The organism is Paenibacillus sp. FSL H8-0122 (genome assembly GCF_038005345.1).
GTDB lineage: Bacteria > Bacillota > Bacilli > Paenibacillales > Paenibacillaceae > Paenibacillus_AQ.
This window is the reverse complement of sequence record NZ_JBBOTB010000001.1, coordinates 269,524-285,974: the sequence shown is the minus strand read 5'-3', so window position 1 is coordinate 285,974 and position 16,451 is coordinate 269,524. Positions and strand designations below refer to the sequence as shown.

The window sequence follows — 16,451 nt, the reverse complement described above, 5'->3', positions numbered from 1 at the left end:
TTATTCTATCCCAAGTTCACGCTAGTTCCCAGTGCAGGATTACAACTTAGATGCAGTTAACTGACTTTCAGCTGGTTTTATGATTTCCAGAGGCTTCCGCTTCATTCTCCATTGAAGCAAAATAAGCAATCTTATGGTCAATCTTCTGCGCAAAGCTCTGAAAGAACCTGATCTTCTCATCGATATGCTGTTTATGCTCCTGCAGCAGCTTGCGCTGATCGGGCAGACGGTCCCTGCCTTCCTGCGAGAACGCAATGAATTGCTTAATGTCCGCTATAGCCATTCCGGTATCCTTCAGGCAGCAGATTAGCGAGATCAGCTCCAGATCCTCATCATTGAAGCAACGGTTACCGTTCACATCCCTTGCCACAACCGGCAATACACCCTCCCGTTCGTAGTAACGCAGCGTATATTGGCTCAGTCCGCTTTTTTGTGCTATGGTTTTGATACTGTATCCCATCCGTACAAGCTCCTCTCTGCCAGCCGTTGCCGGCTTCACCTATATGTAAAGGTAACACCAAACCGTTTCTATGAACAGCCACTCTATGATTCTATTGACTTACACCTAACTCTAAGGTCTAAGCTTACACTATACCTTCATTTAAGGAGTGAATAATTAATGGTAAAAAGAATTAATGTGGCTAACGGTACACTTGAGGTGTCCGAGATTTCACTCGGCTGTATGCGGATCGCTGATTTGTCTCCCAAAGAGGCTGAAGTCCATATCCACAGCGCCCTTGAGGTGGGCATAGACTTTTTTGACCATGCAGATATTTATGCCGGCGGCAAAGCGGAGGAAGTATTCGGTAACGTACTGGCTGCAAATCCCGGCATGCGCGACCGGCTGATGATTCAGGCCAAATGCGGCATCAGGAATGGCTTCTTTGACTTCTCCAAGGAGCATATTGTCAGTTCAGTAGAGAATAGCCTGAAGCGGCTGCAGACCGATTATGTAGATGTCCTGCTCCTCCACCGTCCTGACACCTTGATGGAGCCGGAAGAAGTAGCCGAAGCCTTCGATGATTTGGAGCGCAGAGGGCTGGTCAAGCATTTCGGCGTCAGCAATCAGAACCCGCTGCAGATTGAGCTGCTCAAGAAGAACGTCAAGCAGCCCCTTCTGTTCAACCAGCTTCAGCTCAGCATCATGGTTACCGGCATGATTGATGCCGGCTTCAACGTCAACATGACGAATTCCGGTTCTGTAGTCCACGATGGTGGTATCCTGGAATACAGCCGCCTGCACGATATGACCATCCAGCCATGGTCGCCGTTCCAATATGGCTTCTTCGAGGGCGTATTCCTCGGCAACGAGAAGTTCCCTAAGGTGAATGAAGTGATTAACCGTCTCGCCGCAGAAAAAGAGGTAACCGATACCGCCATCGCGACCGCCTGGCTGCTTCGCCATCCGGCTAAGATGCAGCCCATTGTCGGCACCACCAACACTGCCCGCCTGCTCGACATCGCCAAGGCCTCAAGCATCACCCTCAGCCGCGAGGAATGGTATGAGATTTACCGCGCAGCCGGGAATGTGCTGCCTTAAACCAGACCATCTGTATGAAAGACCCGCAAATCTCCTCTTTAGAAAGGGGTTTGCGGGTCTTTTTGTATTTGCACCCAGGACTTCAAGCAAGTTTTATAATAGGCTCTTGCAAAAAAATTTATATCATAATACGCTTTTCACAGACATCGATGTACTTATATTTAGAAGGAGAACAAGTATGAATAACAGAATTCTAGATTTCGAGAATCTGATTAAAACAGAGTATGGTAATATTGCTGGTATTGTAGTACTGCTCGGCAGCGAAAAGGTATATGAAGGCTATTTTGACGGCTACACCGCTGACGATCCGATCCATATTGCATCGGTGACGAAGATCGTTGTGTCTGCACTGATCGGCATTGCCATAGACAAAGGCTATATTAAAAGCATTGACCAGAAAGTATTGGAATTTTTTCCTGATTACACGGTCAAACGCGGTGAAAAAACGATACAGAATATCACAATAAAAAATATACTGACAATGACCGCACCGTATAAATACAAGTCGGAGCCATATACAAAGGTCTATACCAGCGAGGACTGGACCAAAGCTGCACTGGACTTGTTGGGTGGCAAGGACGATCCAGGAGGATTCAAGTATTCCACAATCGGCCTACAGGTCCTGTCGGGAATCCTCACCAATGCAACCGGCCAATCTGTACTTGATTTTGCCACAGAAAATCTGTTTGAACCACTGGGGATCAAAGCGCCCCCTAATGCGAATATACATTGTAAAGAAGAGTATTTGGCGTTCCTCAAAGATAAATTTGTTAATGGTTGGATCATAGATCCCAAAGGGACGAGCACCGCCGGTTGGGGACTTACCTTAACCCCCTTGGATATGGCAAAGATCGGTCAGCTATACCTAAATGAAGGTTTGTGGAACGGCAAGCGAATGCTATCCGCAAAATGGATCAAGGACAGTACCCAAGAAAACAGCCGATGGGGAGAGTTACCTTACGGGTATTTATGGTGGATTGTTAACAATGAGGGACAAGGTTGTTATGCGGCTTTGGGCGACGGCGGAAATGCGATTTACGTAAATCCCGACAAGAAAATCGTAGTTACGATTGCTTCGCGTTTCATGCCGCGTGCGAAGGACAGAATTGAATTAATTACAAAGTATATCCTACCGTTGTTTGAGCCGACAAAGGAGTAACCGACACCGCCCTCAGCCACGAGGAATGGTACGAGATTTACCGCGCAGCCGGGAATGTGCTACCTTAACGAAGATAGCAGCAAAACACCACCAGCTTTAGAGTCTAAAGCCTGGCGGTGTTTTTTTAACTACCTCGCGGTTGGACTTGCTTTTTTACCCATCCTATAAATTCCGATCCAGGCTACCATTAATACGATTTGAGCCAGAACGACCAGCCACAACACTTCTGTGAAACCTCCTATGAGGCAAAACATAGTGTTAACCAGGGGGAACCCTACGAAAGTAAACATGATCGGAAAATCTTTTTTGGGAGTGATTGAATAGTTAGCCTTCCGGTCCCAGAACTTTGTGAAAGCTAATGCTAAAACTCCGATTGTAATGACAGAAAGTGCAATCAACATCACCCATTGCATATTAGATTCTCTGGCGAAGAACGGACCCATGTAATTAAAGAAGTTGGATAAAGGGGAGAACATACAAGCCAATGACGCAAGGGCCGCCAAAAACGGATAGATATAACCCACGGTTTTACTATAGCCTTTCTTTTTATGCCACCATTCACCAATTAGAATAAAGACGGTCCAATATCCGGCGATATAAATCCATCCTGTAAAATTCATCACGGGTTCCCCATAAATTTGAGGTTCACCGGCCAGCGGATAATAAGTCCATCTTGCAATGGTTCCATCCATGGTCTCAAAAATCTGTTTAACGGCCACCGGGTCGAGTGAAAAGTCAAACACCATCGCACTTAATCCCGTAATAAACGGTTTCGTCCAAGACGGTATATTTACAGACTTTAGCACACGCAAGGTGGAATAAATAATCAGGAACTCAATAATAGGGACAGTAATTGGTATGTTAAACAACATTAAAATACTGCGCCCATAGGCGTAGAAACCTTCCCCAAGCGATGAAGCAGTAATTTCAAAAACGGCGGCGTAAAAGAACACAAAACCTATAAATTGCAGTAAAACCGTTTTGGGATGTGTTTCCTTATCAAGGATATAGAATACCATTAGGACAGCAGCAATTAAGACAAGAATGTCTTGAATAACCCATACAGGCACTACAGTTATACTACCCATTTTCTTCCTCCAATTAATTTAATTTGAATCGAATGTTTAAATAAATTATAATATCATCATGTTAGTTAAACAACAGGCTGTTCGTTTGGATTATGTTAGTTATTATACAATTCATATTAGATTTGTTCATTTACTATTTTATTATTTTAAATTAGGAGGATACGATGTCAGACAAAAAAACAGATCACCGGGTCAGATATACAAAAATGGTTATCAAAGAAAGCCTGTTGAAGCTGTTGACAGAGCGGTCTATTAATAAAGTTACCGTGACCGACATTTGCAGTGAAGCAAATATTAACCGCAACACCTTTTATTCACACTATGCGAATCAGTTTGAGCTTCTTTCGACGATCGAAAATGATCTTTACGAAGACATTAAGCAAGTTGGGATGAGTTCGTCCAATCCTCAAAAGCTATCTTATGAATTATGTAAGTATATAAAAGCGAATAAAACGATATGTGAGGTTCTGTTCTCTGAGCATGGCGATAAAGAACTATTAGAAAGAATCCTTTATATCAGTCACGATCTAACGATTGAGCGATGGAAACAGGAATTAAAATATTTTGATCCGCAATTATTTGAGTCCTGGTATACGTTCACCGCTCATGGCAGTATAGCCATTATTAAAAAATGGGTGAGCAGTGGCCTGAAGGAAAGCCCGGGTAAGGTTGCAACTTTTATTGATAAAGCCACAGAGGCCGTATCCAAAGCATTTTATGCAGAGGAATTATAATCATAAAAATGAAGCGTCCCTCTTTTTTGAAGGCCGCTTCTCTTTTTCCCAATATTCATTTTCTTCCTGTTCATTCCGATTGATCTGATTGATCCTTTGCTTGTTGTTGTAAAAGTGCGGCCTCATGAGCGGAAAGCTCATTTAAAGTTGTAAAAAAGGGTTCAATCGGTACCATTACACCACAGCTTGAGCCGAGTCCCAACATCAATCTGAGGTAGAATTGAACCTTCCTTTTCTCCCTGGCAATCTGCTGTAATTCGGACATGTCCGGGTTTTTCTTCTTCATCAGCCGATGCTTCCTTCCATCTTAATCCTTAGTGTCGTCATTCTCCGATCCTTCCCTTGCGTAGTACTTTTCAGCACGCGCCAACAGATCACCCATGAATTTCCCGATCGTCTGTAACTCAGTCTCTGAATAAGAGTCAATGAACTGGTAAAAGCTCTCTTCTTTCTCTTGATGCATCTTTTGGTGCAGTTGATATACCTGTCTTCCCTTATCCGTTAGAGTGAAATAACTTTCCTTCCGGTTGTTGTTCATTTGATTTCTCACAATGAAACCCATCTCCAATAACTTTGAACTAATATTTGTAATACTTGCTTTGGACAGATTCATTCTTTTAGTAATTCCGGTATGGTTAATGGGCTCATGATCACCAATGCAATCAATAACATGCACACTGGTAATATTATTGGAGAGCATATCAATCTGAAGCTTGTGGGCTTGCTCCCGAAACACGTTAATTTCATGTTCTGTATACAATTCGTTCAAATGCAGCATTCTGATATATTGCCCGTAAAGGTGACCTTTAGCATGATTTGGAAACTCCAATTTACTTCTCTCCTCTCATGTATTTAGTTGCAGACCTTATTCGATGCAGCGATAGATTCTTCTTCTTTTTTTGTTCAGCACTGAACAAAATCATATTAGCATGATTGATATTGATAATCAATATCATTTTCATCTTTTCAAGCCAAAGGTAATCTGCTATAATTCAACCAAAGTACCAAACATCCTACGTTTGTAAAGGAATGATTCGATTGTTAGCTCAGACTCAACGTTTAACCTTGGTGGAACAGGTAGCCTACCAGATCCAGGAGAAGATCGAAAGCAGCGAATGGCAAGTTGGGACACGTATTCCTCCAGAGCCCGAGCTAATGGAGCAGCTTCAAGTCAGCCGTAATACCTTGAGGGAAGCCATTCGGGCTCTAACCTATGCAGGTCTGCTGAAGACCAGGCAAGGGGATGGGACTTATGTCTGCTCCTCGAGCGTTTTGGGGTCAGTGATTAGAAAAGTGATTCAGCATACCGATAGGCTTGAGAGCCTGGAGGTCCGCTATGCACTAGAAAGAGAAGCTGCTGCCCTGGCGGCGCTCAGGAGAGGCGAGGAAGATTTGGAGGCACTGCGGGCATGCCTGGACCAATGCAGACAAGCAGCCGGCCGGCAGGATCTCGAAGCTTATGCCCATTGGGATGTGGAGTTTCACAAGATGGTGATTGCTGCATCACATAACCAATTGATGGCCAACTTGTACAATCATATCTCCGAGGCGCTTCAGAGCATGGTTTTGGAAATGAAGTATTTTAAACATGTGGATTTTTATCTCGACTCTCATGCCCTGCTCTATCAAGCTATTGCCAATCAGGATAGTCATCAAGCTGAAGAGGCTGTACGTTTATACATTGACAAGGCCCGTACACAGGAGGAACATCTATGAGTTCATCAGAACAATTGTTAAACCAACAGGATGGAAATGGAATGTCGGGCACCGGCATTCGCAAGCAAGCAACACTCTGGTTCATGGTCATAGGAATTATTTTTATCGCAGCGAATTTGCGCGCTCCCCTCACATCCGTAGGACCCTTGGTCAGTCTTATTCGGGACAACGTGCATATTTCAAATACATTAGCAGGCCTGATTACCACCGTTCCACTAATCGCATTTGCCTTGTTATCACCTTTTGTGCCGAAATTAGGACATAAATATGGGGTAGAACGAATGATCCTGGTTTCCCTTATTTTTTTGGTCACCGGTATTGCTATCCGGTCGTTATCCGGAGCAGTGACCTTGTATGTGGGAACAGCAATTCTAGGATTTGCTATTACGATATGTAATGTATTACTTCCCAGCCTGATCAAACGGGAATTTCCGCAGCAACTGGGTACGATGACGGGGGTTTATTCGGTTTCGATGAATCTGTGCGGGGCAATCGCTTCCGGGATCAGTGTTCCCTTAGCTGTGGGGGCAGGCTTGAGCTGGCAAGGGGCCTTGGGAATATGGGGGATACTCAGCGTGATCTCCATTCTCTTCTGGATACCGCAGCTCAAGACTCCAGTGAAACCAGCCGCTGCTGCTGGCAGTGCAGCTAACAATCGTCAGGTTAATATCTGGCGCTCTCCACTCGCTTGGCAGGTGACTCTATTTATGGGAATACAATCGGCCATTTTCTATGTGCTGGTGGCCTGGCTGCCTGAAATCTTGAAAGATCAAGGCATCAGTTCAAGTCAGTCGGGCTGGTTTCTCTCGGTTCTGATTATGGCTTCGCTCCCCTTTGCCTTTATCGTTCCTGTGATGGCAGGCCGTATGTCTAACCAGCGGTTGTTAGTGGGGATTACAACCATTCTGCTTTTGATTGGAACCCTAGGACTTCTCTATAGCAGTATCCATCTGCTTCTGCTTTGGGTGATTATTCTTGGCATTGGATCGGGCTTTGCCTTTAGCTTGTCCATGATGTTCTTCGGCTTACGTACCCAAAGTGCCCACCAGGCGGCCGATTTATCGGGCATGGCCCAATCCATCGGATATCTGCTGGCAGCTACCGGCCCGGCGCTGATTGGATACTTGCATGATGCCAGTCATAGTTGGGGCGCTCCACTTCTGATATTAGTCGGCGCGTCTGCTCTCCTCGGCATCGTTGGTCTCGGTGCGGCCAGAAATCAATTTGTGGGTTCGTCGGATGATCGGCGCGCAAAAAATTAAAAGATTGTCGGTACCATTCCCCCATCTATTCGGATCGGGGATCCTTTGAAGGCGGAGGCCATCGGACTGCACAGGAAAGCAGCCAACCGGCCAATCTCCACTGGTCGGATAAACCGCCCGATTTCGGATTGAGGCAGGTTCTTCGTCATAAAGTCCTTCTCTTTAGCCTCGAACATCATCTCTTCGTTCGAATATATGCTCTCGATGATTTTAAGCACATTCTCGGAGAGGGTCGGTCCCGGCAGGATCGTGTTCACTGTAACTTCGGCGCCACGGGTCAGCTTGGACAAGCTCTTGGACAATGACAACAGCATGGATTTGGTCACACCGTATTGAGGCATCTGTCCTGAAGGCATAACGGCTTCCTCACTCGCGATGAAGATAATACGGCCATATTCACGACTCAGCATGGAAGGCAAATAAAACTTGGTTAAGGCGTTGGCGGCAAGAAAGTTTGTGCGGAAGTACTTCTCCCATACGGCATCGTCTACGTAGTCATAGGACATGATCTCATAGATACCCATGCTGTTGACCAGGATATCGACGTGGGGAAAACTTGCGAATAAAGCTTCTCTTTGCCGTGAATCGATGAGATCAGCGGTTGCATTCCGCGGTTCCGTTTCCGGGAACGCTGCTTGAATCTCAGCTACCGTACGCTCTACGTCATCATTGTTGCGTCCATTTATGAGAACATGAACACCTTCCCTGGCAAGTTCACAGGCGATCGCTTTTCCTATGCCTTTAGTTGATCCCGTTACTAAAGCTGTCTTGTTCTTTAATCCCATATCCATCTGTCTGCACTCCTTGTGTCTAAGATAGGGATCATATTACATCGTTTCGTCTACTCGGTAACTAGCATAGAGCGCCAATTATCTTGCGTGACGCGCCAATTGGCAGGAGTCTCCCCTGTCCATGCGCGAAAAGCGCGATAAAACGAATTTTGGTCCTCGTAACCAATAAGAAAAGCGACCTCTTTGATCTCCAATGCAGGGTCTGCCAAGTAAGCAACGGCCATCTCCCGCCTCGTTTTCGCCAGCAGCTGCTTGAAGCTCCCGCCTTCTTCCGTCAGCCTGCGCTGCAAGGTACGCTCGCTCATCCCCAACTCGGAGGCTACGGAGTGGATATCGATTTTCCCTTGAGTCAGGCACCGTGAGAGAATCCACTGCACCTTAGTGCTCATTGTGAGCTGGCTCTGTCGCTCTTCCAGCGTACGATCCAAGGAGGGGGTCAGAATCTCAAGAAGTTCTTCATTGTACGACGTGAAGGGGCGATCCAGATCTTCGCGATTGAGCGTTAGCTGATTGCGCTCCGTCCCCGTCCGTACTCGACAGCCGAAGTAACCTTCAAGGGCTTGAACGTCGCCCATATAGTTAATGAATTCTACGGAATGTGCCTTAAGGAAACGGCCGGTTCCCCGGCGTCCGAGCTCGAGCAGGTAGGCGAGCGTAATGCCGACAAGCACCGGCGGTCCGGATAGCTCGGCATGCTGCCATTCCAATTCAATCAAATATAGCTCGCCTTCTTCCTGAATCCTCAAGTTTTCCGGGGGGCACAATTGCTTATAGCGCGCCATTCGGTTTAGCGCGTCCCGGTAATTGCGAGCGTGAAAGGTCGCCAAAGCAGCCGGCGGATATTGAGTTGTCTTGTATGCGGCCGCAAGCTTGACGATTCCCGTAGCGATGTCTCCGACTAGTTCGGAATAGGCTTGCCAGATCGAATAATATTGGGCGGTCGTGACTACCGGTTCGGTGATGATGGTTAGCGGCAGGCATGCCTTGCGTGCTACATCAATAGGTTCTACCCCTATTCCCTTCAGGCTGGTCCAGAAACCGGGCGCGATCTTAATACGGTCTGCGAAAGGGGCATTCATGGCTGTCGACCTCCAAGAACTAATTTCAATTGCAATGATCCACCAATCGTAGATCATTGATTCTTCTGATTATAGCCGATCGAAATAATAAGATCGGTGCAATAAATATAAAAAAAGCTCATTAGAATTATTCTCTAATGAGCTGTCTGTTATTAATATGATACCGGCGAGAGGACTCGAACCTCCACGGTTTCCCACTCGATTTTGAGTCGAGCGCGTCTGCCATTCCGCCACGCCGGCGTACTACATATATAATTCCAAAAAAATAATGGAGGTGCCACCCAGATTTGAACTGGGGATAAAGCTTTTGCAGAGCTTTGCCTTACCACTTGGCTATGGCACCACATGAAATGGAGCGGACGACGGGAATCGAACCCGCGACCCTCGCCTTGGCAAGGCGATGCTCTACCGCTGAGCCACGTCCGCATATAATGGCTGGGGATATAGGAATCGAACCTATGAATGACGGAGTCAAAGTCCGTTGCCTTACCGCTTGGCTAATCCCCAACATCTTATTAAATAAAAATGGGGCGACTGATGGGTCTCGAACCCACGAATGCCGGAACCACAATCCGGTGCGTTAACCCCTTCGCCACAGTCGCCATATGAAGCTTTTAAGTTATGTTGCTATGTAATTCTTATAAAAGAAATGGGGCGACCGATGGGTCTCGAACCCACGAATGCCGGAACCACAATCCGGTGCGTTAACCCCTTCGCCACGGTCGCCATATGATTCTTTTATATGAAATTACTTGGCAGGGGCAGCAGGAATTGAACCCACACCAACGGTTTTGGAGACCGTTGTTCTACCTTTAAACTATGCCCCTAAAAAATGGTGGAGGCTGATGGATTCGAACCACCGAACACGTACGTGAGCAGATTTACAGTCTGATGCGTTTGGCCACTTCGCTAAGCCTCCACGGTATGGTGCCGGCGAGAGGACTTGAACCCCCAACCTACTGATTACAAGTCAGTTGCTCTACCAATTGAGCTACACCGGCATATTAAGTTGTGTATGGTGGCGCGGGAGGGAATCGAACCCCCGACACAAGGATTTTCAGTCCTTTGCTCTACCGACTGAGCTACCGAGCCATAAAAGTAATTTTGTAAAGATGGCGGAACAGGGCGGGATACTCTTCACTCCGTTACGAGATTGCGAAGTATTCCTTACGATGCCTATGCTTCAACGAACCCAGGGAATTCTCATCCCTTAAGCCATTAAAAATGGCGGAACCGACGGGATTCGAACCCGCGATCTCCTGCGTGACAGGCAGGCATGTTAGGCCAACTACACCACGGTTCCAAATTAAAAGTACTTATGGGGTCCCCGGAAAGTATTCGGAATATGCTACAGAGCACATCTTCACTTTGTGGGGATTAATTGCGGGGGCAGGATTTGAACCTGCGGCCTTCGGGTTATGAGCCCGACGAGCTACCGGGCTGCTCCACCCCGCGTCATTGTACAAAATCTATTCGGTTAAGATAGATGGTGGAGGCTGAGGGGTTCGAACCCCCGACCCTCTGCTTGTAAGGCAGATGCTCTCCCAGCTGAGCTAAGCCTCCATATATGACTCTCTCTTCCCATCATTCAAAGAAGAAATTGGTGACTCGTATGGGATTCGAACCCATGTTACCTCCGTGAAAGGGAGGTGTCTTAACCCCTTGACCAACGAGCCATGCTGTGTGAAAAGTAACGCTACGGAGAGAGAGGGATTCGAACCCTCGAGACGCTTGTGGCGCCTACACGATTTCCAATCGTGCTCCTTCGGCCAAACTCGGACACCTCTCCATATGGCTCCCCGAACAGGACTCGAACCTGTGACAACTCGATTAACAGTCGAGTGCTCTACCAACTGAGCTATCAGGGAATATACATATCAAGCTTGATCGCCTGAAAACTGAATCCGAAACGAATTTGTGTGTTAGTGTGTTTGGATAAGCCCTCGACCGATTAGTATTGGTCAGCTCCATGCATTGCTGCACTTCCACCTCCAACCTATCTACCTCGTCGTCTTCAAGGGGTCTTACATACTGGGAAATCTCATCTTGAGGGGGGCTTCACGCTTAGATGCTTTCAGCGCTTATCCCGTCCGTACGTAGCTACTCAGCCATGCTCCTGGCGGAACAACTGATGCACCAGCGGTACGTCCATCCCGGTCCTCTCGTACTAAGGACAGCTCCTCTCAAATTTCCTGCGCCCACGACAGATAGGGACCGAACTGTCTCACGACGTTCTGAACCCAGCTCGCGTACCGCTTTAATGGGCGAACAGCCCAACCCTTGGGACCTACTTCAGCCCCAGGATGCGATGAGCCGACATCGAGGTGCCAAACCTCCCCGTCGATGTGGACTCTTGGGGGAGATAAGCCTGTTATCCCCAGGGTAGCTTTTATCCGTTGAGCGATGGCCCTTCCATGCGGTACCACCGGATCACTAAGTCCGACTTTCGTCCCTGCTCGACTTGTAGGTCTCGCAGTCAAGCTCCCTTATGCCTTTGCACTCTGCGAATGATTTCCAACCATTCTGAGGGAACCTTTGAACGCCTCCGTTACTCTTTAGGAGGCGACCGCCCCAGTCAAACTGCCCGCCTGACACGGTCCCCGTACCCGATGAGGGCACCAGGTTAGAACCTAGATACGATCAGGGTGGTATCCCAACGGCGCCTCCGCAGAAGCTTGCGCTCCTGCCTCCACGGCTCCCACCTATCCTGTACAGATCGTACCCAAATTCAATATCAAGCTGCAGTAAAGCTCCATGGGGTCTTTCCGTCTTGTCGCGGGTAACCTGCATCTTCACAGGTATTAAAATTTCACCGGATCTCTCGTTGAGACAGCGCCCAAGTCGTTACGCCATTCGTGCGGGTCAGAATTTACCTGACAAGGAATTTCGCTACCTTAGGACCGTTATAGTTACGGCCGCCGTTTACTGGGGCTTCGGTTCACAGCTTCGGGTTACCCCTAACCGCTCCCCTTAACCTTCCAGCACCGGGCAGGCGTCAGCCCGTATACTTCGCCTTACGGCTTCGCACAGACCTGTGTTTTTGCTAAACAGTCGCTTGGGCCTTTTCACTGCGGCCCCCTCGGGCTATTCACCCTACCGAGGCACCCCTTCTCCCGAAGTTACGGGGTCATTTTGCCGAGTTCCTTAACGAGAGTTCTTCCGCGCGCCTTAGAATTCTCTTCTCGCCTACCTGTGTCGGTTTGCGGTACGGGCACCTTCTCCTGACTAGAGGCTTTTCTTGGCAGTGTGAGATCATGACCTTCGCTACTGTAATTTTCGCTCCCCATCACAGCCCAGCCTTACGATGTGCGGATTTGCCTACACACCAGCCTCACTGCTTAGACGGACATCCATCAGTCCGCGTCACTACCCTCCTGCGTCACCCCATCGCTCATAGCGGATTACGGTGGTACAGTAATTTCAAACTGTTGTCCTTCGACTACGCCTGTCGGCCTCGCCTTAGGTCCCGACTTACCCTGAGCGGACGAGCCTTCCTCAGGAAACCTTGGGCTTTCGGCGGATCAGATTCTCACTGATCTTTTCGTTACTCATACCGGCATTCTCACTTGTATACTCTCCAGCGCTCCTTACGGTACACCTTCAACGTATATACAACGCTCCCCTACCCCAGATACATACGCATCTAGCCATAGCTTCGGTGGTGTGTTTAGCCCCGTTACATTTTCGGCGCAGAGTCACTCGACCAGTGAGCTATTACGCACTCTTTCAATGGTGGCTGCTTCTAAGCCAACATCCTGGTTGTCTGTGCAACTCCACATCCTTTCCCACTTAACACACACTTGGGGACCTTAGCTGATGGTCTGGGCTGTTTCCCTTTTGACAATGGATCTTAGCACTCACTGTCTGACTCCCGGCAAGAAGTAAATGGCATTCGGAGTTTGACTGAGCTTGGTAACCCTTGCGGGCCCCGCACCCAATCAGTGCTCTACCTCCACCACTCCATTCACCGAGGCTAGCCCTAAAGCTATTTCGGGGAGAACCAGCTATCTCCGAGTTCGATTGGAATTTCTCCGCTACCCCCACCTCATCCCCGCATTTTTCAACATGCGTGGGTTCGGGCCTCCAGTGCGTGTTACCGCACCTTCACCCTGGACAGGGGTAGATCACACGGTTTCGGGTCTACGTCCACATACTCAGTCGCCCTATTCAGACTCGCTTTCGCTGCGGCTCCGGCTTCTCACCTTAACCTTGCATGTTAAACGTAACTCGCCGGTTCATTCTACAAAAGGCACGCCATCACCCCTAAAACGGGCTCTGACTTTTTGTAAGCACACGGTTTCAGGTTCTATTTCACTCCCCTTCCGGGGTGCTTTTCACCTTTCCCTCACGGTACTGTTTCACTATCGGTCGCCAGGTAGTATTTAGCCTTAGCAGATGGTCCTGCTGGATTCATACGGGGTTTCACGTGCCCCGCACTACTCGGGATCCGTCTCGGAGAGAACACAGTTTGGGCTACAGGGCTTTTACCTCTATCGCGGGCCTTTCCAGACCTCTTCGCCTACTCTATTCCTTTGTAACTCCATGTGAGACGTCCCACAACCCCAAGAGGCAAGCCCCTTGGTTTAGGCTGTTCCGCGTTCGCTCGCCGCTACTGACGGAATCACTATTGTTTTCTCTTCCTCAGGGTACTTAGATGTTTCAGTTCCCCTGGTCTGCCTCTGCGTATCCTATGTATTCAGATACGAGTAACTGCGAATTACCACAGCTGGGTTTCCCCATTCGGACACCCCCGGATCAAAGCTTGCTTACAGCTCCCCGAGGCAGTTTCGTTGTTCGCCACGTCCTTCGTCGGCTCCTGGCGCCTAGGCATCCTCCGTGTGCTCTTAGTAGCTTAACCAATGCGTTTTCCCTAAGGAAAATCACGGTAGCAACTAATAACTATTTCAACTTGCTTACACAAGTTTCAGCTAAAAGATGTTCTAAAACGCAAATTCGTTTCGGTATCCAGTTTTCAAGGATCAAGTTGAGAGCTTAAACTCTCAAAACTGACCAACGAGTGAGTAACTAGCCGACCGGCTAGATTTAAGATTTGAATGTCTTCATTGCAGAAGACGATTCTCCATAGAAAGGAGGTGATCCAGCCGCACCTTCCGATACGGCTACCTTGTTACGACTTCACCCCAATCATCTACCCCACCTTCGGCGGCTGGCTCCCTTGCGGGTTACCCCACCGACTTCGGGTGTTGTAAACTCTCGTGGTGTGACGGGCGGTGTGTACAAGACCCGGGAACGTATTCACCGCGGCATGCTGATCCGCGATTACTAGCAATTCCGACTTCATGCAGGCGAGTTGCAGCCTGCAATCCGAACTGAGACCGGCTTTGCTGGGATTGGCTCCACCTCGCGGCTTCGCTTCCCGTTGTACCGGCCATTGTAGTACGTGTGTAGCCCAGGTCATAAGGGGCATGATGATTTGACGTCATCCCCACCTTCCTCCGGTTTGTCACCGGCAGTCACTCTAGAGTGCCCAGCTTCACCTGCTGGCAACTAAAGTCAAGGGTTGCGCTCGTTGCGGGACTTAACCCAACATCTCACGACACGAGCTGACGACAACCATGCACCACCTGTCTCAACTTTCCCCGAAGGGCACCTGATGCATCTCTGCTTCGTTAGTTGGATGTCAAGACCTGGTAAGGTTCTTCGCGTTGCTTCGAATTAAACCACATACTCCACTGCTTGTGCGGGTCCCCGTCAATTCCTTTGAGTTTCAGTCTTGCGACCGTACTCCCCAGGCGGAGTGCTTACTGTGTTAACTTCGGCACCAAGGGTATCGAAACCCCTAACACCTAGCACTCATCGTTTACGGCGTGGACTACCAGGGTATCTAATCCTGTTTGCTCCCCACGCTTTCGCGCCTCAGCGTCAGTTACAGCCCAGAAAGTCGCCTTCGCCACTGGTGTTCCTCCACATATCTACGCATTTCACCGCTACACGTGGAATTCCACTTTCCTCTTCTGTACTCAAGTCACCCAGTTTCCAGTGCGACCTCAGGTTGAGCCCAAGGTTTAAACACCAGACTTAAATAACCGCCTGCGCGCGCTTTACGCCCAATAATTCCGGACAACGCTTGCCCCCTACGTATTACCGCGGCTGCTGGCACGTAGTTAGCCGGGGCTTTCTTCTCAGGTACCGTCACTCCGGTAGCAGTTACTCTACCGGACGTTCTTCCCTGGCAACAGAGCTTTACGATCCGAAAACCTTCATCACTCACGCGGCGTTGCTCCGTCAGGCTTGCGCCCATTGCGGAAGATTCCCTACTGCTGCCTCCCGTAGGAGTCTGGGCCGTGTCTCAGTCCCAGTGTGGCCGTTCACCCTCTCAGGTCGGCTACGCATCGTCGCCTTGGTGGGCCGTTACCCCACCAACTAGCTAATGCGCCGCAGGCCCATCCCCAAGCAGCAGATTGCTCCGCCTTTCATTCTCTCCTCAGGAGAAGAAAGAAATTATCCGGTATTAGCTACCGTTTCCGGTAGTTATCCCAGGCTTGAGGGCAGGTTGCCTACGTGTTACTCACCCGTCCGCCGCTAAGTCTGAAAGGAAGCAAGCTTCCTTTCAGACTCCGCTCGACTTGCATGTATTAGGCACGCCGCCAGCGTTCGTCCTGAGCCAGGATCAAACTCTCCAAATTGGTATTTAGAAAGAGCGATTGCTCATTTTGAAACATCTGACGAGAATTTACATTCTCTAATTTTGGATCTCACCGAAGTGATCTCCAGATACTCACTCGTTGTTCAGTTTTCAAAGATCAAACTCATATTTCGTCGCCGTTTTTTGTCTCAGCAGCGACCTTTATAATATATCACAGCGTCCTTGTTTTAGTCAACCTTTTTTTTAATTTCTTTTTTCGGCTGATTTACGACTGCATTGCTGCGCATCGTTATGTCAGAGGGACGAGTTATAATTTATCATAAGAACTGCACCCTAGTCAACCCTAAATATTCAGCTTCCCTGCAAACCTGGGCAAATAAAATAACCCCACAAAGTGAGGCTTTAGCGTAGGTGATGACTCAGGTACTTTGCGGGGGCCCCCAAACATATAAATTCTATAAAAAAAGAGAGTACA

The 16,451-nt window shown here is 48.4% G+C and carries 11 protein-coding genes, 16 tRNA genes and 2 rRNA genes; 5 read left to right on the top strand and 24 right to left on the bottom strand.

Annotated elements, in window-relative coordinates; translation table 11 throughout:
• Positions 1–67: 67 nt before the first annotated feature.
• A complete protein-coding gene (locus NSS64_RS01360; protein WP_341138963.1) occupies positions 68–460 on the bottom strand; it encodes a MerR family transcriptional regulator in 393 nt (130 codons plus the stop codon).
• 159 nt (positions 461–619) lie between these two features.
• On the opposite strand from NSS64_RS01360, the gene NSS64_RS01355 reads away from it, so the two are divergent.
• Together NSS64_RS01355 and NSS64_RS01350 are read left to right on the top strand one after the other, a co-directional pair.
• A complete protein-coding gene (locus NSS64_RS01355; RefSeq protein WP_341138962.1) occupies positions 620–1,540 on the top strand; it encodes an aldo/keto reductase in 921 nt (306 codons plus the stop codon).
• Between the two features lie 178 nt (positions 1,541–1,718).
• Positions 1,719–2,699: a serine hydrolase domain-containing protein gene (locus NSS64_RS01350; protein ID WP_341138961.1), complete on the top strand. Its 981-nt coding sequence runs from the start codon at positions 1,719–1,721 to the stop codon at positions 2,697–2,699.
• A 128-nt stretch (positions 2,700–2,827) separates the two neighbouring features.
• On the opposite strand, the gene NSS64_RS01345 is transcribed toward NSS64_RS01350, so the two are convergent.
• Entirely contained in the window at positions 2,828–3,787 is a 960-nt protein-coding gene (locus NSS64_RS01345) for a carotenoid biosynthesis protein (protein WP_341138960.1), read from the bottom strand.
• A gap of 164 nt (positions 3,788–3,951) precedes the next feature.
• Between NSS64_RS01345 and NSS64_RS01340 the strand changes: the two genes are divergently transcribed.
• Positions 3,952–4,521, top strand: a complete 570-nt coding sequence (locus tag NSS64_RS01340) for a TetR/AcrR family transcriptional regulator (protein ID WP_341138959.1) — start codon at positions 3,952–3,954, stop codon at positions 4,519–4,521.
• A 70-nt stretch (positions 4,522–4,591) separates the two neighbouring features.
• Here NSS64_RS01340 and NSS64_RS01335 read toward each other — a convergent pair whose 3' ends face one another.
• Together NSS64_RS01335 and NSS64_RS01330 are read right to left on the bottom strand one after the other, a co-directional pair.
• Positions 4,592–4,807 (bottom strand): hypothetical protein, encoded by a 216-nt coding sequence (locus tag NSS64_RS01335; protein ID WP_341138958.1) that lies wholly within the window; start codon positions 4,805–4,807, stop codon positions 4,592–4,594.
• A gap of 21 nt (positions 4,808–4,828) precedes the next feature.
• Positions 4,829–5,350: a MarR family transcriptional regulator gene (locus tag NSS64_RS01330; protein ID WP_341138957.1), complete on the bottom strand. Its 522-nt coding sequence runs from the start codon at positions 5,348–5,350 to the stop codon at positions 4,829–4,831.
• 209 nt (positions 5,351–5,559) lie between these two features.
• On the opposite strand from NSS64_RS01330, the gene NSS64_RS01325 reads away from it, so the two are divergent.
• Positions 5,560–6,237: a FadR/GntR family transcriptional regulator gene (locus NSS64_RS01325; RefSeq protein ID WP_340994448.1), complete on the top strand. Its 678-nt coding sequence runs from the start codon at positions 5,560–5,562 to the stop codon at positions 6,235–6,237.
• Positions 6,234–7,499, top strand: coding sequence for a CynX/NimT family MFS transporter (locus NSS64_RS01320; RefSeq protein WP_341138956.1), 1,266 nt, complete (start codon positions 6,234–6,236; stop codon positions 7,497–7,499). The genes NSS64_RS01325 and NSS64_RS01320 overlap by 4 nt, the downstream gene beginning before the upstream one ends.
• Here the strand turns inward: NSS64_RS01320 and NSS64_RS01315 are convergent.
• The 20 genes from NSS64_RS01315 to NSS64_RS01220 all read right to left on the bottom strand — a co-directional run bounded on the left by NSS64_RS01315 (position 7,496) and on the right by NSS64_RS01220 (position 16,016).
• Positions 7,496–8,290 (bottom strand): SDR family NAD(P)-dependent oxidoreductase, encoded by a 795-nt coding sequence (locus NSS64_RS01315; protein ID WP_341138955.1) that lies wholly within the window; start codon positions 8,288–8,290, stop codon positions 7,496–7,498. The genes NSS64_RS01320 and NSS64_RS01315 overlap by 4 nt on opposite strands.
• 50 nt (positions 8,291–8,340) lie before the next feature.
• Positions 8,341–9,369, bottom strand: coding sequence for a helix-turn-helix transcriptional regulator (locus tag NSS64_RS01310; RefSeq protein WP_341138954.1), 1,029 nt, complete (start codon positions 9,367–9,369; stop codon positions 8,341–8,343).
• A 161-nt stretch (positions 9,370–9,530) separates the two neighbouring features.
• Positions 9,531–9,609, bottom strand: a tRNA-Leu gene (locus NSS64_RS01305).
• 29 nt (positions 9,610–9,638) lie between these two features.
• Positions 9,639–9,712 (bottom strand) — tRNA-Cys (locus NSS64_RS01300).
• An 8-nt stretch (positions 9,713–9,720) separates the two neighbouring features.
• Positions 9,721–9,795, bottom strand: a tRNA-Gly gene (locus NSS64_RS01295).
• A 6-nt stretch (positions 9,796–9,801) separates the two neighbouring features.
• A tRNA-Gln gene (locus NSS64_RS01290) sits at positions 9,802–9,876 on the bottom strand.
• A gap of 19 nt (positions 9,877–9,895) precedes the next feature.
• Positions 9,896–9,971: transfer RNA gene (locus NSS64_RS01285), tRNA-His, on the bottom strand.
• A gap of 48 nt (positions 9,972–10,019) precedes the next feature.
• Positions 10,020–10,095: transfer RNA gene (locus tag NSS64_RS01280), tRNA-His, on the bottom strand.
• Between the two features lie 27 nt (positions 10,096–10,122).
• A tRNA-Trp gene (locus NSS64_RS01275) sits at positions 10,123–10,196 on the bottom strand.
• A gap of 6 nt (positions 10,197–10,202) precedes the next feature.
• A tRNA-Tyr gene (locus tag NSS64_RS01270) sits at positions 10,203–10,288 on the bottom strand.
• Positions 10,289–10,294: 6 nt separating this feature from the next.
• A tRNA-Thr gene (locus NSS64_RS01265) sits at positions 10,295–10,370 on the bottom strand.
• 15 nt (positions 10,371–10,385) lie between these two features.
• Positions 10,386–10,461, bottom strand: a tRNA-Phe gene (locus tag NSS64_RS01260).
• Between the two features lie 133 nt (positions 10,462–10,594).
• Positions 10,595–10,672 (bottom strand) — tRNA-Asp (locus NSS64_RS01255).
• Between the two features lie 78 nt (positions 10,673–10,750).
• Positions 10,751–10,824: transfer RNA gene (locus NSS64_RS01250), tRNA-Met, on the bottom strand.
• Positions 10,825–10,856: 32 nt separating this feature from the next.
• Positions 10,857–10,932 (bottom strand) — tRNA-Val (locus NSS64_RS01245).
• A gap of 38 nt (positions 10,933–10,970) precedes the next feature.
• Positions 10,971–11,045, bottom strand: a tRNA-Glu gene (locus NSS64_RS01240).
• A gap of 23 nt (positions 11,046–11,068) precedes the next feature.
• Positions 11,069–11,158, bottom strand: a tRNA-Ser gene (locus tag NSS64_RS01235).
• Between the two features lie 3 nt (positions 11,159–11,161).
• Positions 11,162–11,237: transfer RNA gene (locus NSS64_RS01230), tRNA-Asn, on the bottom strand.
• A 63-nt stretch (positions 11,238–11,300) separates the two neighbouring features.
• A 23S ribosomal RNA gene (locus NSS64_RS01225) occupies positions 11,301–14,227 on the bottom strand.
• Positions 14,228–14,455: 228 nt separating this feature from the next.
• Positions 14,456–16,016, bottom strand: a 16S ribosomal RNA gene (locus NSS64_RS01220).
• Together the 16S and 23S rRNA genes with 16 tRNA genes alongside form the textbook arrangement of a ribosomal RNA operon.
• Positions 16,017–16,451 lie beyond the last annotated feature (435 nt).